Consider the following 17,799-nt stretch of genomic DNA (forward strand, 5'->3'; position numbering starts at 1 on the left):
CTCCCCTTGGCCTGCGGCCAAAGGGAGGGGGCTGATCGCTTGTCTCCCTCCCTTTCGCGTAGCGAAGGGGAGGGCCGGGGAGGGGTGAGCTTTTGCTGCAGCCCGCCGCCTCAACGGCAGGAATCATCCCCATCAACCACCGGCGCTTTCATCCGGTACAGGTCCATGCCGCCCGCCCGTGGCGCCCGTGCCTTGCCGCTGAGCACCAGCTCTCCGGGCTTGTTGGCATCGATCAGCGCGCCACGCGTATCGCTGTCGGCAGTGTTGAACGATAGATCCAGCAAGTACGGCTGGGCCCACTGACCCTGCCGGCACTGTGACAGCCACAGCTGGGTTCCGCCCTGCGCATTGCTGCGGGCGACGACCACGCCGCGCCCGCCGCCCAGCCAGCTTGCGTCCACTTCGTCGGCAGGCGTGTTGATCCCGGCCAGGGCGGCCACGGCGGTAAAGCCTTCACCACCGGCCCGCGCCTGCCACAGATCCCAACCGCCGCTGCCGCCGCCGCGATTGCTGGCAAACAACAGCCGGCCATCGTCGGCCAGCGCCGGCGAGCGCTCGTCCTGCCGGGTATTGATGGCCGGGCCCAGATTCTGCGGCGCGCCCAGGCTGCCATCGGCGGCTACCGCCGCCCGATACAGATCCAGGCCGCCATGCCCGCCCTTGCGGTTGGAGGCGAAGTACAGCCAGTGCCCGTCGTTGCTGAGGAAAGGGTCCAGCTCGTCGGCGCTGCTGTTCAAGGCCAGCGGCTGCGGGTCGGTCCAGCGCTTGTCCTGCAGCCGCGCCTGCCACAGGTCCCAGCCACCGGCACCGCCGGGGCGGGTGCTGGCCCAGATGATGCGTTGGCCGTCGCCCGACAGCGTGGCCCGGATTTCATCGGCACCGGTGGAGACTATCCCCATGCCTTCGATGCCGAACTCGGAAAGCGCCGAGGCGATCGGGGTAAAGGGTAAACTCAGGCTCAGCGCGAGCAGCAAACGTCGGGTCCGCATAAGGGTCCAGTCAGCAAAGTCGCGTCCAGTCTAGGTCATGCAGAGGATCCCAATGAGCGCACCACGCTACGCAGTTTTCGGCCAGCCCATCGCCCATTCGCAGTCGCCGCGCATCCAGTCCGCGTTCGGCAAGGCCCATGGCATCGAGGTGGACTACCGCGCCATCGAGGCCTCGCCGGAAGAGTTCGCTGCGGCGCTGGAAGCCTTTGCCGCTGACGGTGGCGTTGGCGCCAATGTGACGCTGCCGCACAAGGAAGCCGCCTTCGCTCTGTGTGCCACCACCACCTCGCGCGCGCACCGCGCCGGTGCGGTCAACACCTTGCTGCGCAAGGGCGAGCGCTGGCACGGCGACAATACCGACGGCATCGGTCTGGTGCGTGATCTCACCGGCCGCCACGGCCTGGACCTGCGCGGCCGCCGGGTGCTGCTGCTCGGTGCCGGTGGCGCTGCACGCGGTGTGGCGCCGGCGTTGCTGGATGCCGGCATCCTCGAGCTGATCGTGGTCAACCGCTCGCCTGAGCGTGCCGACGCACTGGTCGATGCGATGAGCGAACCCGGCCGCGTCATTTCCGCGTACTGGGATGCGCTGCGCGAACAGGGCGATTTCGAATTGATCATCAATGCCACCTCGGCCGCACGCGGCGAGGGCAACGGTTTCAACCTGCCGCTGTCGCTGGTCAACAGCATGACCACGGCGGTGGACCTGAACTACGGCGAGGCATCGATCCCGTTCCTGGCCTGGGCGCGCGCGGCCGGCTGCCGCAACAGCTTCGATGGCCTGGGCATGCTGGTGGAACAGGCGGCCGAGAGCTTCCAGCAATGGCATGGCATGCGCCCGGAAACCGATGCGATCTATACCGAGCTGCGTGGCCGCGACGCGCTGCTGGTCACCGCGGACTGAGGCCGGCCCATGCAACCCACGGAATTGTTGACCACCTTGCTGGTTTCCATCGGCTACCGCCTGCCGATCCTGATTGCCCTCGGCGTGGCGTTGGTGATGCTGCTCGATACCCCGCGCGGCAAGGTGCGCAGCGTGGCCATGTCGGCGCTGGCCTTGCTGCTGGTGGTCACCATGATTGGCGGCGTGCTGAGCGCCTTGCCCTTGCTGCTCGTCGCAGCTGGCAAGTACAGCAGTGCGGGCTCGATGAATACGCTGCTGATGGTTGGCTATATCGCGTTGTCGCTGATGGAAGCAGTGGGCTACATCATGCTGGCCTGGGCGCTCGTGCAGGCTCTGCGGCGGCCGCAGGCCCCCGGCAAAGCCTGAGCCGGCAACGCATTCGGTGAATGCGGGCGGGTATGGGAAAATACCCGCCTTGATTGAGCTGCGGGCAGGTTGGCGTGACGGAAAAAGTAGAAGCACCACGGGCGCTGACCGAGGACATCAAAACCGGCATCCGTGACGCTTACAGCAAGCTGCAGGCGAACACGCCCGGCTTCAGCACGCGCCGTTCGCAGAGCCAGATGATCGGTGTGGTGTCGCGCGCGCTGGGGACCGGCGGTGTTGGCGTGGTGGAAGCGCCCACCGGCGTCGGCAAGAGCCTGGGCTATCTGACCGCAGGTGTGCCGATCGCATTGGCCAGCAAGAAGAAGCTGGTGATCAGCACCGGTACCGTGGCCTTGCAGTCGCAGCTGGTCGAACGCGACATCCCCAACTTCCTCAAGTCCACTGGCCTGCAGGCGACGGTGGCGCTGGCCAAGGGCCGCACCCGTTACCTATGCACGCGCAACGCCGCCGAAGCGCAGGGCGAAGGCGTGCAGGAGGGCATGTTCGGCGATGACGTGCAGCTCTACGACCGGCCGTTGGCACCCATTGAAATGGACGTTGCCGAGAAGCTGACCAAGGCCTTCATCGAAGGGCGTTGGAACGGTGACCTGGACAACGCCCCGGAAAACGTCACCCCCACGCTGCGCATGCGCATCACCACGCCGGCCTCGGCCTGCGCCGGCCGTCGCTGCGCCTATTCGTCGCAATGCCCGGTGCTGCGCGCGCGCACCGAAGTACGTGATGCACAGATCATCGTCACCAACCATGCGCTGCTGTTGTCGGCCCTGTCATTGGGCGACAGCGACAGCGGCCAGCCGCTGATTGCAGCGCCTGGCGAAATGCTGCTGGTGCTGGACGAAGGCCACCATATCGGCAACGTCGCCATCGACCAGGGTGCGGCCAACCTGCCGCTGGACGACATGGCCAAACGCACCAGCCGCCTGCAGATCCTGATCGCCGGCGCCTATCGCGCGGTGGACAAGGACAAGCTCGGCAACCTGTTGCCCAACGAAGCTATCGATGTGGCATCGCGGGTCAGCAAGCTGCTCAAGGCCTTCCGCGATGACATCGGCAACGTGTGGATTCCGCAGCCCGATGACCGCGAGCCGATGTGGCGCGCTGCCAACGGCCGCCTGCCCGAGTCCTGGCGCCAGCCGATCGAAGTACTGGCCGATGAAACCCGCACTCTGCTCAACTGGGCCACCGCAGCTGCTTCGGCGGTGGCCAAGGGCAAGCAGGACGACCCTGCGGTCGAGCGCCTGCAACGCAACCTGGGCATGGCCCAGGAGATGATCGAGCAGCAGTACAACCTGTGGGCAGGTTGGCGCCGCGAGGACAAGGAAGGCCAGCCACCGATCGCGCGCTGGGTGACGATGTCGCGCGACGGCGACTACATCCTGCATTGCTCGCCGGTGTCGGCGGCGATGGTGCTGCGCAAGCTGCTGTGGGACGAAGTGGACTCAGTGGTGATGACCTCGGCCACGCTTACCGGCGGCGGTGATTTCCAGTCGCTGGCGATCGACAACGGCATTCCGGAAGAAGCGGAGATGGTGTCGCTCGCTTCGCCGTTCGACCTGCCAAACCAGGCCGAGTTGATCGTGCCGCAGTTCCCGGTGACGCCGGATGACCGCGAGCGTCATCCCAAGGAAGTAGCCAAGTACCTGGCCGCCGAACTGGATTGGGACAAGGGCAGCATGGTGTTGTTCACCTCGCGCTGGAAGATGGAAAAAGTGGCCGAGCTGATGCCGGCAACACTGCGCAAGAAGGTGCTGGTGCAGGGCGATGGCGCCAAGCAGAAGATGATCGACGAGCACATCCGGCGCACCTCGGCGGGTGAGGGTTCGGTGTTGTTCGGTTTGAACTCGTTTGGTGAGGGCTTGGACCTGCCGGGCGAGGCCTGCACCACGGTGGTGATCACCCAGGTGCCGTTCGCGGTACCGACCGACCCGCAGACTTCGACCTTGAGCGAGTGGTTCGAGAGCCGCGGCTTGAACTCGTTCAACCTGATCGCGATCCCGCATGCGCTGCGCACCTTGACCCAGTTTTCGGGGCGCTTGATCCGTACCTCGACCGATACCGGGCGGGTGATCATTCTGGATTCGCGCTTGCTCACGCGCCGGTATGGCAAGCGCATCATTGATTCGTTGCCGCCGTTCAAGCGGGTTATTGGTTGAGGCAGGAGGCTGCGCCTCCGTCCCCTCTCCCCAACCCCTCTCCCTTTACGGGAGAGGGGTTGGGGAGAGGGGGAATCTTCCAGCTGGCGCAACCCTCCGCCAACCCGTAAAGTTCGCCGCCTTTCCTTGGATCCCGACCCCCAATGGCCACTCCCCACGCCGCCTTTCTCTGGACAGCACAGCTACAGCGCCTGCAGCAGCGGGATAGTGCACTGCCCATGTTCGCTGCCGAAGACAAAGCGCTGACCGCTGCGGGGCAGGCACTGGAGCTGCTGTTGCTGGCCGGCGAGCATTTGCTCAAGGCAGACACAGACGTTGGTCTGGTCGCCGACGAGTTGCGCCGCTTCCAGAAGTTCGCGCCACCGGGACGTCCGTCGGTACAGATCGTGCAGTTGCGTCGGCAGCAGTCGACGGTGCAACAAGCGCAGCGAGTGGCCAGGCAGGCATTCATTCGCAACGCCGATAGCTTTGCGCGCGCGATTGCGCTGGAGGTGCCGCAGAAGTTGGGTGTAGTGGAAACGGTGATGCGCTGGCTGCGCGCAAACCTCGCGTAGAGCAGTTCTTCAGCTCCCTCCCTTGCGCAAAGCGCAGGGGAGGGGTGCCTTGGCCGTGGTTCCAGCTTTGGCAGTTGCAGTTGCCCTGGACTTTGACTCACCGGGCCCCTTCTGTAGCGACGGAGCCGGCAGACAAGACCCCGAACGGGGCGACGTGCAGGACGCACGTCGTTTTTCGACGATACAGGGATGTATCGTCGAAAAATCCTGACGGCGGAGTGGACCCGCGTCGCGTCGCGTAGCGGCGTGGGCGCGGAGGCAGGGTGTGCTTGACCAGCCATTCGGCTGTTGAAAAGCGCCTCTTTTGGTTATCTTTTCTTTGCACAAGCAAAGAAAAGTGACTCGCTCCCCGAAGGGGAGAGAAAGCCTTGGCATTGGCTTCAGTTGTTGCTGTTGCTGTTGCCAAAGCCAAAGCAAAGCCAAAGCAAAGCAAAGCAAAGTGCAGACCTTTCGCCCGCCTTCGGCGCGCGAGCACACCTTTCTTTGCTTGTGCAAAGAAAGGTGGCCCAAAGAGGTGCTTTTCAACAGCCGAATGGCTGGTCAAGCACACCCTGCCTACGCGCCCTCCGCGCTACGCGCTCCAGGTTCACTCCGCTGCCGGGATTTTTCGACGATACATCCATGTATCGTCGAAAAACGACGTGCGTCCTGCACGTCGCCCCATGCGGGGTCTTGTCCGTCAGCTCCGTCGCTGCGGAAGGGGACCCGGTAGATCAAAGGCCGGAGCCAAAGCTGAAGCCGAAGCTACCCCTCCCCAGCCCTCCCCTTGCCTGCGGCAAAGGGAGGGGGCTAGAGCAACAGCAACAGCAGGGATCTTCGTTATTGCTTCGGTGCCTTAATGCCTTAGTGCCACAAGCCCAGGATCAAGCCGAACAGCACGAACTGTGCGGTGTGGTAGCCACCATCGATTGCCCACAACTTTCCGCTGCGCTGCGCGAATTGATAGTTGATGCCGAAGCTCGCCGCGACCATGCCAAAGCCTGCGATCAATCCGCACAGCAAAGCCTTGCGCAGTTCCGGTGCCGGACCGATGAACCAGGCGAACGCGAACGCCGCAACCAGCGAAAACACGAACGCCACGCCAAATACCTTGCCCGGGTGCCCCTGCGGCACTTCGCCACCGTTTTCACGGTTCCATGCACGGCCAAACAGCAGCGGTGAATACCACAGCCCGCCCAGCAGAAAGCTCGATACAGCGGCCAGCACCACGGCATAGACGTTCATGCGTTTCCCCAGAGCAGTGAGCGATGCCGCATCCTAGCGCCGCCGGAGCTGCTTGCGTAGCAGCGACGCAAAAAAGAAGACCGGCGGGTTTCCCCGCCGGCCTCCTACCTCTCACACGTTTGCGGCGATGCCGCTCAGGCTTCCAGTGCTGCTGCCGGGCCGAAGAACTCATAGTGGCTTTGGGTTTCCGGCACGCCGACATCGCGTAGCAGCTTCTTCACCTGTGCCATGAACGGCTTCGGCCCGAGGAAGTAGGCCTCGACGTCGCGCTCGGCCGGCAGCCATTGCTCCAGCAGCTCGCGGCTCAGCAAGCCATCGGCATCGGCCTTGTCGCCCGGCAGCGCATCGCTGTAGCAGGTGTAGCTGCGCAGCTGCGGGTGCTGCTTCTGTTTGTCGGCGATGAAGTCGCGGAATGCATGCACCTGGCCGTTGCGTGCGCAATGGATGAAGTGCACCTGGCGGCCGCTGGCCAGGGCGTGTTCCAGCATCGGCAGGGTCGGGGTGATGCCGACGCCGCCGCTGATCAAGGCAATCGGGCGCTCGCCCGCAACCAGGGTGAAATCACCAGCCGGGGCGAACAGCTCCAGTGTGTCGCCGACCTGCACCTTGTCATGCAGGTGGTTGGAAACCTTGCCCATGTCTTCGCGCTTGACGCTGATGCGGTAGCCGCGGCCATCGGCGGCGCGCGACAGCGAATAATTGCGTCGTACCTCCTGGCCATCGAGCTGCAGCTTCAAGCCGATGTACTGGCCTGGCTGGAAGTCGACCACTGTGGCGCCATCCACCGGCAGTAGATGGAACGAGGTGATCTCGGCGCTCTCGCGGACCTTGTCGGCCACACGGAAGCTGCGTGCACCACGCCAGCCGCCCGGTGCGCTTTCGTTGGCGGCATAGGCCGATTCCTCGGCGCCGATCAGCAGGTCGGCCAGCATCTGGTAGGCCGTGCCCCAGGCATCGATGATTTCGTCGGTGGCAACCTCCGGCCCCAGCACTTCGCGGATGGCGCGCAGCAGGTAGTGGCCGACGATGGGGTAGTGCTCGGGCAGCACCTGCAGGGCGACGTGCTTGGCCACGATCTGCCCAACCAGGGGACCCAGCGCTTCCAGTCGGTCGATGTTCTTGGCGTACATCAGCACCGCATTGGCCAGCGCACGCGGTTGGTCGCCGCTGAGCTGGTGGACGGGGTTGAACAGCGGACGCGCCGCATCGCTCTCGGTCAGCATCAGCCCGTAGAAATGCTTGGTCAGCGCTTCGCCGCCGGTCTCCAGCAGGGGGATGGTCGCCTTGATGAGGTCACGTTGGGTGGAGCTGAGCATGGTGAGAGGTTCCTGCTGCGGGGGTGACCACATGTTCCCCTTCACCTGCAGCGTTCTCGATGATTTAAGTCAAGAGCAGCCCGATTGATGGGTTGAAACCAGGTGGCGCAAGCGCTGTCAGCGTGACGGGGCAGTCGGAATGCCTGCATGCCTTTCATGGGCAGCCATGGAACGAGCCGACCTGAACCGCCCGATCAGCGCCGGAGCCCAAAAGAATGACGTAGTGCCGAGCCATGCTCGGCAGGGGCTTTACCGATAAGGCCCAGCCGAGCATGGCTCGGCTCTACAACAGCGCGGGTTGTAGGAGCGGCGTAAGCCGCGGAGCGAGCATTGCATCGACCCGGAAAAGCTACCCCTCCCCAACCCTCCCCTTCGCTACGCGAAAGGGAGGGCGCAACGTAGTGCCGAGCCATGCTCGGCAGGGGCTTTCCCGGTAAGGCTCCAGCCGAGCATGGCTCGGCTCTACAACAGCGGGGCGCTGCGGTTGCACCAATCCCCGCGAAAGCTCAGTCCGCTTCAGGGCGGTTCAATGCCGAGGTCATCGCTGCTGCATCCTCGCGGTTGAGGAACAGGTACTCCAGTTCGGCATTGCCGAACTTGTCTTCCAGTTCCTGCTTGCGCACCGGATGGTTGCCGAAGCGGAAATGGGTGCTGCCGTCATCGACATTCTCGATGGCATACACGCCGAAGGACGGCGGATTTGTCAGGGTGCCTTCCAGCTTCACGGATGCCGGGTCGATGGCGCGCTGGATGAGGTCTTCTAGATCGATCATGGCGTAGCAATAGGACTTATGGGGGTGTTTGGGGGAAGTGGAATCGCTGGCGCGGCCCACGTCAATGCGTTTGATGCTTCCAGTTGCGTCGCTTGCCATCGGATAACCACTCGATGGCCAAGGCAATACGCTGCTGGCGGGTACTGTCACGTTTGGCCTCGCCTATCCATTCCAGATAGTCGCGCTGGTAGCCGGGTGTGAAACCGTCAAAGTGGGCCTTGGCTGCCGGTACAGTTGCCAAGGCCTCGGCAAACGCCGGCGGCATCGGCAGGGCGGGGCGCGGGGCGGCTTTGGGCCGGCTTGCACCGGTATCGATCCGCTGCATGGCGGCGCTCAGCTGGTTGCTGAACTCGCGTTTGCCGGGCAGGTCGCGCAACGACTGCAGGCGGCCGTACTGGCCCATGGCCGAGTCGTCGCCCTTGCCAGCCTCGCGTTGCCAGAAACCCAGCGTGGCGTGCGCCTTGAATGCGGCCATGCCGCACACTAGTTTGCCCTTGTAGAGGAAGGCTGGCATGCCCCACTTGATCGCCTCGGTGGCCGTGCCGCAGCCGCTGTGCACACGCTGGCGGATCTCGCGCAGGATGGGCTGGGCGAAAGCGGCGGCATTGGCAATGTAGGCGTCGACGCGGGGATCGGCTGTGGACATGACTGGCCTCGGATGGGCGCAGCCTGCCGTCACTGGCGCACTAAAACAAGCCCATCGTGGCGATGGACTTGAATGCCAGCTGATTTGGCACGGTCAGGCGCGGCGGGCGTGCCTTGCCAGACCGCTGCACAGCGCGATGAAGGCGGTGAAGGCGGCCATCGACAGGAACTGCAGGCGGGTTTCCGGGGTGAGCAGCAGCAGCGCGAAGATCAACGCCAGGATCGCCAGCGCCAGCACCGTCAGGAACGGGAAACCGGCCATCCGGAACGGCAGCGGCGTGCCCAGGCGGTCGGCGCGGCGGCGCAGGATCAGCTGCGAGACCAGGGTGATGGTCCAGACCAGCAGGCAGGTGGAGCCGACCACGTTCAGCAATACCGGCAGCACCTTGTCCGGGTAGATCAGCTCCAGCACGGTGGCGGCAAAACCGAACAGCACGCTGGCCAGCACCGCCACCACCGGTACCTGGCGGGTATTGGTGACGCCCAGCCAGCGCGGCGCCTCGCCACGTTCGGCCAGCGAATAGATCATCCGCGAGGCGCCGTACAGGTTGGCATTGAGCGCCGACAGCAGGGCGATGACCGCGATCAGGGTGATGGCGGTGGCCGCACCGGGGATGTTGGCCACCTGCAGCACCGCGGCAAACGGCGACTTGAGGGTGGGGCTGTTCCACGGCACCACCGCGATGATCACGCCGATCGAACCGATGTAGAACACCAGGATGCGCCAGGCCACGGTGCGGATGGCGCGGGCCAGGCTGCGTTCCGGGTCCTGGGTTTCGGCCGCGGCCACGGCCACGATCTCGGTGCCGCCGAAGGCGAAGATCACCACCAGCAGCGCCGCGCCGATGCCGGCCAGGCCCTTGGGCATGAAGCCGTCATGGCCGGTGATGTTGGCCAGGCCCGGCGAGGGCACATTCGGCAGCAGGCCCAGCAGCAGGGCGATGCCGATCAGGATGAAGGCGATGATGGCGCCGACCTTGAGGATGGCGAACCAGAACTCGAATTCGCCGTAATTGCGCACGCCCATCATGTTGATGACGGTGAACACCACCATGAACGCCAGTGAGGTCAGCGGCACCGAGAGCTGCGGCCATACCGTGGCCAGCAACCCGGCTGCACCGACCGACTCGGCGGCAATCACCACCACCAGCTGGGCCCACCACAGCCAGCCCACGGTGGCGCCGGCAGTGGCGCCCAGGGCATCGGCGGCATATACCGAGAACGCGCCGCTGGCCGGCCGTGCGGCGGCCATCTCGCCCATGGCGTGCATCATGATGATGACCAGGGTGCCCGCCACCAGGTAGGAGATCAGCACCGCCGGACCGGCCGCCTGGATGCCCACCCCCGAGCCCAGGAACAGGCCTGCGCCGATCGCACTGCCCAGCCCCATCATGATCAGCTGGCGTGGCTTGAGTGCACGTTCCAGCTTCTGTGGAGGAGTGCTGGCCGGGGCGGAAGAAGTGCTGGGCATCGGCAGGAGTTTCGGTGTTGAGAAGGGCGACACGATACCGCGTCCGTCCGCTGTCGTGTCCGCCCCGGTGCCTGCGGCGGCCGACAAATCGCTACGATGATGACCTCGGCGCCGTTGTGCGCCTGCAGCAAGTGGTGGTTGCATGCGCGGTCTGGATTTCAGCTCTTGGCAGGGCCTGCTGTCGACCTTGTTCGGCCTGGCGATCATCACACTCATCGGTGTAGGCATTCGCCTGTTGGTGATGCAGGTGGTGCAGCAGAAGCGTGAGGCGGCCAATCGGCAGATCAACGAAAGGCTGAAGACCCTGATCGCCGCCTACAAGACCCTGGGCGGCTCGTTCACCGGCGATCTCAGTGTCGATCCCAGCCATCTGCGCGATCTGCGCCGTCGTGCGGCCGAACTGGCGCAGGGCGATGCGGTGACCACTGCCGAAGGCACGGTGCTGTTGCCAGTGGTGGACCCGGGGGAGGCCGGGGACCGCGCCCGGCGCATCCGCGATGCGGTGGAAGCGGCGCTGTCGGACGTGATCCTGCTGGGCACCGAGGAACAGGTGCGGCTGGCCGCGCGCGCTGCCACCGACATGGTGGAAGGCCGGCCGATCCATACCGCCGAGCTGGTGGTGTCGTTGCGCGATTTCATCCGCAGCGTGCTGGACCTGGAGGTGATCCCGGCCGCGCTTGCCATTCCACGGCAAGGACCGTTGCGCCCGGCCGGCAGCGGTGGCGGCAACAAGGGTGGCGGCAAAGCGGGAGACAAGGAAGGCGGTGCTGGCGGCAAGGGCGGTGCTGGCGCCGGCGGTGGCATGGGCGGGATGGGGGCCGGCATGGGCATGGGCGCCGGGTTGGGTTACGGGGCAGGGCGCAGCGGGGACGATGACCCCGAGCGCGGGCCCTGAGCATCCACCGTGGCCGCTACAGCAGGCCGGGGATCAGCATCCGGGTGCGTGCCGCATAGTCGACATAGGCCGGGCCGAAATGCGCAGCCAGGAAGCGTTCTTCCTGGCGCAGCTTGGCCCAGAACGAGGCCAGCACGATCAGCACGGCGATCACGCCGCGCCAGTCGCCGACCATCAGTGCGTTGCCGCTGAACATCAGCAGCAGGCCGCTGTAGATGGGGTGGCGCACGCGTGCATAGGGGCCGCTGGTGATCAGCTCATGGGCCTGTTTGATCTGCACATTGCCGCTCCAGTTGCGGCCCAGCCGCCAGCGCGCCCAGATCGCCAGGACCACACCGCAGATGCACAGCAACAGACCGATCGTGTAGACCGGCAGCGAATGCGGCACAAACTGTTCACGCAGCCAGCCATGCCCGAACCATGGCCCCGGGCCGAGCAGCAGCACCGCCACCAGCAACGGCAGCCAGTACACCAGCAGCTGCTTCCAGCGTGATTCGGTGCGCGTCACCGGTTTGGCCTGCAAGGCGCTCACGCCCCAGTAGGCCAGCAGTACCAGCCAGCACAGTTTCAAGCCCAGATCGAAGGCCAATGGCATTGCTGCACCGTGCGTTGTGTGGGGCGAGCGGCAACCTTATACCGCTGCCGCGCCGCGCTTGTCAGCGGCGGATGAACGCCGCGCGCTGCCTGCCCACAGCGCTGCACTCAGGCAATGCGTTCAACCCGGCACTGCCGGCATAGCGGGTAGCTTTCCAGCAGCGGCAGGATCGCCGCATGCATGCGCTCGAAACTGTCGCCATACATGTACAGCGCGGTTTCGGTGGGGCCCTGCCAGTGGCTGTTGACCATGCCCAGGCCTTCCAGGCGGCGCTCGCATTCGTCATGCACGTGGTTTGAATCGCATACCTCGTAGATTTCCTCCGGCAGCGCGGTGCCGTTGAGGTAGAGGCCCAGGCCCTCATGCCGACCCAGCGCGATGCGCTTGCCGTCGGCGCCGGCGATCATGTACGAGCCCTTCGGTGCCAGCATCGCTTCGAACAGGCGCCCGACCATGGCCACCCTGTCGGGGCTGAGGTCATCCACACGCACTTCGATGTCGCAGGCGGCCACTTCGCCGTTGTCGGCGAGCAGGGTGCCGCCGCCCACCACTTCAGCACCCAGGTCATGCGCATTGCAGGCATCGCTGAATGCGTCTTCCAGTTCGGCACGGTGCATCGGTTGCAGGCGCGCGTTGAGCGTGACGATGACTACGCCCGCGGTTTTCTTCTTGAACATTCCCAGCATTGCTGACTCCGGCGACAAGGAACGGGCGTTCCCAGCCGTAGCCGGTCAACATTCCCCCTGCGCGCAGTATCGGCAGCCGGGTGTGCAGGCCAGGTGCAGATTCTGTGAGAGCCATCACGATTGCACCGGGTCGGCTGTTCAGCGTCGGCCCGCAAGCGCCGCCCTTACAAGCGGCACAACGGGCATCGGGCAGACCGGCCCGATGCCCGCGTTCCTTGCGACGCTGCTTACTTCCAGCGGGACTTGCCGCGGATGTAGCGGGCGGCGTCTTCCAGCGAGGTGGGCAGGTACTCCGACCACAGGTTCGGCGGATAGGCGTTCTGGTAGGTGTCGTAGACGTCGCGGAACAGATCCATGTGCACCACCGGCTGGCGCTTGCGTGCACGCAGCTCGGCGATCGGGACGCGGCCGAGCACCAGGGTTTCTTCCTTGCTCTGTGCCTCGGCGATGGCCTTGCCGCTGGGGTCGTACAGGGCGGTGCCGCCTGAACCCGGGTCATCGAAGTAGGGGCCATTGTCCGGCGAGATCGAGTTGTTGACGATGGACGAGTAGACGCCGTTGTACATCGCGCAGGCGGCGACATCCATCTCCGAGAAGCCACCCGATGCAGTGCGCAGGAACACCTCGGCACCCTTGAACGCCATCGCCCGGAACAGCTCCGGCTCGCGCTGGGTGGAGCTGGTGCAGATGTTGCCGAGCGGGGTGCGGGTGACCGGGACGACCGCGTCGCGGCCGTACATTTCCACGTAGCGGTCGAGTACGTCGTAAGTGGTGGTGGTGAACAGCTCGAAATCCGGGAAGGCGCCCTTGAGGTTGCGCGGCTTCCAGTGCTTGTCCACGATCTCGCCCTTGTCGTTCATGATCGTGGTGATCGACAGCACGTGGCCCGGCCAATCCGGATCGGTGGCGTAGGCGCCAAACACGATCCAGGTACCGTACTGGCGTGCCTTCTTGGCGATGGCCTCGGTTTCCTCGCCGGGAATGTTGATGGCGAACTTGAGGATTTCCTCGCGCGTCCATTTGCGCCAGCCGGTCAGCGGGAATTCGTGGAACTGCAGCAGGTCGGGCTTGGCGTGGTAATGCGCCTTGTCGATCAGGTCCAGCATGTGCGCCAGGTTGGCCTTGGTGGCCGACTTCCATTCGCGGGCATCGAAGCTGTGCACGCGCGACTGCACCAGGCCCAGGGTCCAGGCCGGCTTGGCCAGTTCCACGGTGTCATAGGTGCCATCGGTGCGTTCATTGAGCGCGTCCGGGCCTTTGCCCATTGCCGCCTGCGCCGGTGCCGAGGCACCCAGCAGGGACGGGCCAACCGCGCCCAATGCGGCCAGGCCGGCGGCACTGCCCAGGAAATGTCTGCGGGTGTTGCTCATTGCGTACCTCGGTGGTTGATAGCCTGGATCATGTTGGTTGCGGTTGCGGTTGCGGTTGCGGTTGCGGTTGCGGTTGCGGTTGCGGTTGCGGTTGCTTGTGCTTTTGGCTTTTGGCTTTTGCAATTGTTTCTGCTTCTGCAGCTTCCCTTCTCCCGCTTGCGGGAGAAGGTGCCCCGAAGGGGTGGATGAGGGGAGCTTTAGAGCTTTAAAGCTTTAAAGCTTTAAGAGCTTCCCCTCACCCCAACCCCTCTCCCGCATGCGGTAGAGGGGCTCAAGCAGCATCTGCAGTGTTCAAACAAACTCGGGGCGCCATCGCGCCCCGAGTAATCATTCCTTTCACCTGATCAGATCGGGTCGCCGTTGAAGCTCTCGCCCTTGATCTTCTGCCAGTCGCGGCTGACGAACTTCTCGTCGATCAGGGTGCGCTGTACCAGCACGCCGTTCTTGTACCAATGCCAGATGCGGTTGCGCATCTGCCCGCAATCGGAGAGCTGGATCATTTCGTACAGCTCCAAACCTTCCTCGCCCTTGCGCTTCCAGTACAGCATCACGGTACGGTGATGGTCGTCCAACGGCACTTCGGCGGCCCAGCCGTAGATCAGCTCGTTGTCGAAGATCACCCGGCCAAATTCATAGCGGGTCGGGAAGTCGCGCACTTCCACCTTGCCGTCGGCCCAGCTGTAATGGTTGGTCTGGTGGTAGGGGACGTTCTCATCGCTGGGGAAGCGGCAGATCAGGCGCGACTTGTGCTCGTCGATCTTGTCGCCGTTGGCATCGTAATAACGGTATACGCCGTCCCAGACGCCTTCGTGGCGGGCCAGCAGTGGCAGGTGCAGTTGCATGTTCGGCATTGCGGTTTCCCTTGTGGTCGTGTTGATGTCATCAGTTGAGGCCGGGCCTCATTCGTTGCGAAGTGCATCCATCACTTCTTCCATCGGCACGTCCATAGCACCGCCTTCCAAGGCCTCGGTTTCCTGCTGCACGATGCGCAGTACCCGGGCGATGTATTCCTTCATCCACAGCGTGCGCTGGGCCTCGGCCTCACGGTCCGGTCGGAACTGGTCCAGTTCCTCGCGGCTGAGCAGGCCTTTGTTTTCGATCAAACGTTCCAGCGCATCCAGCCGCTGGTGGGTCACCGCGTTCTCCATGGCGATGGCCATGGCGATGGACAGCACGCGCTCCACGTCCGGGTCCTTGAAGAAGTACGGACGCTTGCCACGGGCGCGGCTGCCGGCCAGGGCGATCGGGTCGATGCTCATGCTTTCCAGGCTCCAAACATGGTCCACAGCGCAGCACGGCCGTGGTCTTCGCCGCTTTCGCTGGCGACCGGGAAGATGTCCCGATCGACCACGCCGCGGACCTTGGTTTCGAAATAGCGATCGGCCTCGAAGCCGGCCGCAGCCATCATCTGGCGCAGGTCGTACTCATGCATCACGCTCCAGAACGGCTCGTTGTTGTTGTACGCATCCCAGTCGCGGATGAATTGCTCGTAGGGGTCCATGCCGTGGTACTGCGGCTGTTCCAGATGCGCGGTGAGGCCGCCGGCGGCCAGCAGGCGATGGATCTCGCGCAGCTTGCGTGGCATCGCCGTGGCCGAGCTCTCATGCCAGAACATCGAGGTGGTGATCAGGTCGAACGAACCATCTGCATAATCCAGCGCCTCGCCATTGGCCTGGCGGAAACGGATGTTGTTCACCCCAAGCGCGCGGGCACGCGCATGCGCATAGCGAAGCATCGGTGCGGCCACGTCGATGGCGATGACTTCGGCGTCCGGAAAGGCCTGCGCCAGCGGCACGATGTTGTGGCCAACGGTGCAGCCGATATCGAGGATGCGGCGCGGCTTGAACTGCGGGTGTTGTTCCTGCAGCCACTGCGCCAGCGCCTGGCCGCCGCCATCGTTGTAGCGGCCGAGCATGCCGCCGGTGGTGGCGAAGATGCCGCAGTCGTAGTTGGCCGCTGCCGATACGTCATCGGCCAGCAGTTCGGTGTGGTAGCCGCCGGGCATGCAATGGATGTCGACGGCGCTGGAGTAGCGTGGCACCTTCACCGATGCATCCAGCTGCAGGCCATCGTCGCTGGCATTGAGCGCGCGTGCCTTTTCGATCAGCGCATCCACCTGTTTGAGCACCAGGCCGCGGCCGGCCTGCTGGCGCATTTCCATGCTGCTGCGGCGCAGGGCGCTCCAGGTCTGGTAGATGCCATCGGCGGCCATCGCCTTGCGCACTTCGTGGCGGGTTTCCGGGGCGCGGCCTTTTTCCTTCTCGAACGCCGGCTTCACCCGCTGCTCGTAGGCCAGCTTGACCTTGGGGCTGAGCTGGGTGGCCAGGTAGCCGTTGAGGTTGGCGAGGAAATCGAAGCGGGCGGTGTCATCCAGCGCGCTATCGGGGAACACCGCGTGGCGGCCTACGTGCTGCCAACTCGGGGGTAGGGCTTGCTGGCTCATGGCAACTCCTCGAAAGGCTTCAAGTTCTAAAGTTATATCTATATGTCATGCGGATCTGCTCAGGGTCAAGCGGCAATTGGTACCAGTGCCGCGGTTGCCGCTGCGCGGCTCACAAACGCCGCTGATGCCGGCTGCCATCAGGTCGCCCAACACCCCTGAATCCCGAATTTCTCAAATGTCCGGACAAAATGCCAGTGCCGGATTTCACATCGCCGCCAGGGGATTTCTTGTTGCAAAGCAGCATCTTGCGCAATCCCGCCAAGCCCCGCTGCTGCAGCGTTTTCACGCCCCCCAGCACTGCCACGGGATCTGCGACATAGGTTCTACAAATGATTGGACAATCATGTACTAATGATATAGCTATATGACATCTTTGATGGGTCAACAGGCTCGTCTTCTGTGGTCCGGAGCACGCCAGTCACTGGCTTTCTGGCTCCACTTCAACCGGGGGGTTAGACATGATTCGAATGTCATCTGTTTTGCTGGCTGCCGCAATTGCACTTTCGCCACAGGCAAAAGCGCTGGATCTGCAGTCCGAACAGGGCAGCGTTGAGGCAATGGTCAAGCTGCGTTGTTCACTGGACCCGAAGCAGGAAGAGATCCTGTGGTGGGCCGGCACCCTGTTCTCGCAGGAGCCGGGGCAGAAGCCGGCACCGCTGCTGGGCTTCGAGGGCTACAACATCTGCCGTGCCGAGAAGCAGGCCGATGGCGTGTGGCGCCTGTATACCCGCGAGCTGACGTTCTACCGCGACCTGAAGACCGGCAAGATCATCGACAGCTGGGACAACCCGTTCTCCGGCGAACGCAACGAAGTGGTGCAGGTTGCCAACGACCCGGTCAACACCGTGCTCAATGCACCGGGCCGGCCGCTGCACCTGCCGTGGGTGGAAGCAGGCGACCAGGTGATGTTGACGCTCAACATTCCGTTGGCCTATCCCAACCCGCTGCAGCCCAGCGAATTTCCCGCTGAGTCTTCCGGCCCGACCTACATGGGCTCGGAGCACTTCATGTTTTTCGCGCCTCGCGCGGACCTCGAAAACCCGGCGCTGAAGAGCGTGCCGGTCACCTACGGCTGGACCCGTGTCGGGCCGTGGCTCCCCTGGATGAAGCTGGGCACACGCCCGGGCAATCTGCTGTACGTCGCGCAGGGCAACAAGCGCGCCTCGGTCAGTGAACTGCCTGCCGATATCCAGGAACTCGTCCGTACCCGCTACCCGGAGTACGCACGCGCACCTGCAACCTGGGTGCAACCCAACGTCACCAGCTGGAGCTACTACAAGCAGCTCAAGCAGGGTGCGGCGGCGAAACAGCAGGACTGAAGTACGGAAACACTGGACGGAACCCTCCCCCAAGACGGCGCATCCATCCTCCCAATCCATTCCGATCAAACTTTCCAG

Annotated in this window: 19 protein-coding genes; 6 read left to right on the top strand and 13 right to left on the bottom strand. The window is 64.3% G+C overall.

All coding sequences use genetic code 11. From position 1 onward, the window contains the following. Window positions 1–110: 110 nt before the first annotated feature. A complete protein-coding gene (locus ABB27_RS04020; protein ID WP_057626945.1) occupies window positions 111–989 on the bottom strand; it encodes a TolB family protein in 879 nt (292 codons plus the stop codon). Window positions 990–1,041: 52 nt separating this feature from the next. On the opposite strand from ABB27_RS04020, the gene aroE reads away from it, so the two are divergent. The 4 genes from aroE (at window position 1,042) to ABB27_RS04040 (ending at window position 4,984) form a co-directional block, all read left to right on the top strand. Continuing rightward, window positions 1,042–1,890, top strand: coding sequence for a shikimate dehydrogenase (gene aroE, locus ABB27_RS04025; RefSeq protein WP_057626946.1), 849 nt, complete (start codon window positions 1,042–1,044; stop codon window positions 1,888–1,890). Window positions 1,891–1,899: 9 nt separating this feature from the next. After that, window positions 1,900–2,256: a hypothetical protein gene (locus tag ABB27_RS04030; RefSeq protein WP_152984429.1), complete on the top strand. Its 357-nt coding sequence runs from the start codon at window positions 1,900–1,902 to the stop codon at window positions 2,254–2,256. 74 nt (window positions 2,257–2,330) lie between these two features. Beyond that, a complete protein-coding gene (dinG, locus tag ABB27_RS04035) occupies window positions 2,331–4,430 on the top strand; it encodes an ATP-dependent DNA helicase DinG (protein ID WP_057626948.1) in 2,100 nt (699 codons plus the stop codon). Between the two features lie 218 nt (window positions 4,431–4,648). Then, on the top strand, window positions 4,649–4,984 hold the full coding sequence (locus tag ABB27_RS04040) for a hypothetical protein (RefSeq protein ID WP_057626949.1): 336 nt from the start codon (window positions 4,649–4,651) through the stop codon (window positions 4,982–4,984). Window positions 4,985–5,081: 97 nt separating this feature from the next. On the opposite strand, the gene ABB27_RS19610 is transcribed toward ABB27_RS04040, so the two are convergent. The 6 genes from ABB27_RS19610 to ABB27_RS04065 all read right to left on the bottom strand — a co-directional run bounded on the left by ABB27_RS19610 (window position 5,082) and on the right by ABB27_RS04065 (window position 10,419). Next, window positions 5,082–5,528 (bottom strand): hypothetical protein, encoded by a 447-nt coding sequence (locus tag ABB27_RS19610; RefSeq protein ID WP_152984430.1) that lies wholly within the window; start codon window positions 5,526–5,528, stop codon window positions 5,082–5,084. 299 nt (window positions 5,529–5,827) lie between these two features. Continuing rightward, window positions 5,828–6,208: a DUF1761 domain-containing protein gene (locus ABB27_RS04045; RefSeq protein WP_057626950.1), complete on the bottom strand. Its 381-nt coding sequence runs from the start codon at window positions 6,206–6,208 to the stop codon at window positions 5,828–5,830. Window positions 6,209–6,342: 134 nt separating this feature from the next. After that, window positions 6,343–7,524 carry an NO-inducible flavohemoprotein gene (gene hmpA / locus ABB27_RS04050; protein ID WP_057626951.1) on the bottom strand — a complete coding sequence of 394 codons (1,182 nt, stop codon included), beginning with the start codon at window positions 7,522–7,524 and terminating at the stop codon, window positions 6,343–6,345. 506 nt (window positions 7,525–8,030) lie between these two features. Continuing rightward, on the bottom strand, window positions 8,031–8,297 hold the full coding sequence (locus tag ABB27_RS04055) for a hypothetical protein (protein WP_057626952.1): 267 nt from the start codon (window positions 8,295–8,297) through the stop codon (window positions 8,031–8,033). 61 nt (window positions 8,298–8,358) lie between these two features. Next, window positions 8,359–8,943, bottom strand: a complete 585-nt coding sequence (locus ABB27_RS04060; protein WP_057626953.1) for a YdeI/OmpD-associated family protein — start codon at window positions 8,941–8,943, stop codon at window positions 8,359–8,361. A 93-nt stretch (window positions 8,944–9,036) separates the two neighbouring features. Continuing rightward, complete coding sequence (locus ABB27_RS04065; protein ID WP_425477483.1) at window positions 9,037–10,419, bottom strand: amino acid permease; 1,383 nt, start codon at window positions 10,417–10,419, stop codon at window positions 9,037–9,039. Between the two features lie 136 nt (window positions 10,420–10,555). On the opposite strand from ABB27_RS04065, the gene ABB27_RS04070 reads away from it, so the two are divergent. Beyond that, the gene (locus ABB27_RS04070) at window positions 10,556–11,308 is read left to right on the top strand and encodes a hypothetical protein (RefSeq protein WP_057626955.1); all 753 of its coding nucleotides are present in this window, start codon (window positions 10,556–10,558) and stop codon (window positions 11,306–11,308) included. A gap of 16 nt (window positions 11,309–11,324) precedes the next feature. On the opposite strand, the gene ABB27_RS04075 is transcribed toward ABB27_RS04070, so the two are convergent. The 6 genes from ABB27_RS04075 to ABB27_RS04100 form a co-directional block, all read right to left on the bottom strand. Continuing rightward, on the bottom strand, window positions 11,325–11,903 hold the full coding sequence (locus ABB27_RS04075; protein ID WP_057626956.1) for a methyltransferase family protein: 579 nt from the start codon (window positions 11,901–11,903) through the stop codon (window positions 11,325–11,327). Window positions 11,904–12,010: 107 nt separating this feature from the next. Continuing rightward, window positions 12,011–12,589 carry a hypothetical protein gene (locus tag ABB27_RS04080; protein WP_057626957.1) on the bottom strand — a complete coding sequence of 193 codons (579 nt, stop codon included), beginning with the start codon at window positions 12,587–12,589 and terminating at the stop codon, window positions 12,011–12,013. Between the two features lie 227 nt (window positions 12,590–12,816). Continuing rightward, window positions 12,817–13,959, bottom strand: a complete 1,143-nt coding sequence (locus tag ABB27_RS04085; protein ID WP_152984431.1) for a nitrilase-related carbon-nitrogen hydrolase — start codon at window positions 13,957–13,959, stop codon at window positions 12,817–12,819. Window positions 13,960–14,303: 344 nt separating this feature from the next. After that, window positions 14,304–14,810 (bottom strand): hypothetical protein, encoded by a 507-nt coding sequence (locus ABB27_RS04090; RefSeq protein WP_057626959.1) that lies wholly within the window; start codon window positions 14,808–14,810, stop codon window positions 14,304–14,306. A 48-nt stretch (window positions 14,811–14,858) separates the two neighbouring features. Further along, window positions 14,859–15,218, bottom strand: coding sequence for a hypothetical protein (locus ABB27_RS04095; RefSeq protein ID WP_057626960.1), 360 nt, complete (start codon window positions 15,216–15,218; stop codon window positions 14,859–14,861). Continuing rightward, on the bottom strand, window positions 15,215–16,402 hold the full coding sequence (locus ABB27_RS04100; protein WP_057626961.1) for a class I SAM-dependent methyltransferase: 1,188 nt from the start codon (window positions 16,400–16,402) through the stop codon (window positions 15,215–15,217). Before ABB27_RS04100 ends, ABB27_RS04095 begins: the two co-directional genes overlap by 4 nt. Window positions 16,403–16,869: 467 nt before the next feature. On the opposite strand from ABB27_RS04100, the gene ABB27_RS04105 reads away from it, so the two are divergent. Next, window positions 16,870–17,721 (top strand): DUF1838 family protein, encoded by an 852-nt coding sequence (locus ABB27_RS04105; RefSeq protein WP_057626962.1) that lies wholly within the window; start codon window positions 16,870–16,872, stop codon window positions 17,719–17,721. Window positions 17,722–17,799: the final 78 nt, after the last annotated feature.

Source organism: Stenotrophomonas terrae (assembly GCF_001431465.1).
In the GTDB taxonomy this organism is placed as follows: Bacteria; Pseudomonadota; Gammaproteobacteria; order Xanthomonadales; family Xanthomonadaceae; genus Stenotrophomonas; species Stenotrophomonas terrae.

Coding starts and splice junctions, on each gene's coding strand:
- ABB27_RS04080 (WP_057626957.1), bottom strand. CDS start 12,589: ATGCTGGGAATGTTCAAGAAGAAAACCGCGGGCGTAGTCATCGTCACG.
- ABB27_RS04075 (WP_057626956.1), bottom strand. CDS start 11,903: ATGCCATTGGCCTTCGATCTGGGCTTGAAACTGTGCTGGCTGGTACTG.
- ABB27_RS04095 (WP_057626960.1), bottom strand. CDS start 15,218: ATGAGCATCGACCCGATCGCCCTGGCCGGCAGCCGCGCCCGTGGCAAG.
- ABB27_RS04040 (WP_057626949.1), top strand. CDS start 4,649: ATGTTCGCTGCCGAAGACAAAGCGCTGACCGCTGCGGGGCAGGCACTG.
- ABB27_RS04100 (WP_057626961.1), bottom strand. CDS start 16,402: ATGAGCCAGCAAGCCCTACCCCCGAGTTGGCAGCACGTAGGCCGCCAC.
- hmpA (WP_057626951.1), bottom strand. CDS start 7,524: ATGCTCAGCTCCACCCAACGTGACCTCATCAAGGCGACCATCCCCCTG.
- ABB27_RS04090 (WP_057626959.1), bottom strand. CDS start 14,810: ATGCCGAACATGCAACTGCACCTGCCACTGCTGGCCCGCCACGAAGGC.
- ABB27_RS04055 (WP_057626952.1), bottom strand. CDS start 8,297: ATGATCGATCTAGAAGACCTCATCCAGCGCGCCATCGACCCGGCATCC.
- ABB27_RS04060 (WP_057626953.1), bottom strand. CDS start 8,943: ATGTCCACAGCCGATCCCCGCGTCGACGCCTACATTGCCAATGCCGCC.
- ABB27_RS04070 (WP_057626955.1), top strand. CDS start 10,556: ATGCGCGGTCTGGATTTCAGCTCTTGGCAGGGCCTGCTGTCGACCTTG.
- ABB27_RS04085 (WP_152984431.1), bottom strand. CDS start 13,959: ATGAGCAACACCCGCAGACATTTCCTGGGCAGTGCCGCCGGCCTGGCC.
- aroE (WP_057626946.1), top strand. CDS start 1,042: ATGAGCGCACCACGCTACGCAGTTTTCGGCCAGCCCATCGCCCATTCG.
- ABB27_RS04045 (WP_057626950.1), bottom strand. CDS start 6,208: ATGAACGTCTATGCCGTGGTGCTGGCCGCTGTATCGAGCTTTCTGCTG.
- ABB27_RS04030 (WP_152984429.1), top strand. CDS start 1,900: ATGCAACCCACGGAATTGTTGACCACCTTGCTGGTTTCCATCGGCTAC.
- ABB27_RS04020 (WP_057626945.1), bottom strand. CDS start 989: ATGCGGACCCGACGTTTGCTGCTCGCGCTGAGCCTGAGTTTACCCTTT.
- ABB27_RS04105 (WP_057626962.1), top strand. CDS start 16,870: ATGTCATCTGTTTTGCTGGCTGCCGCAATTGCACTTTCGCCACAGGCA.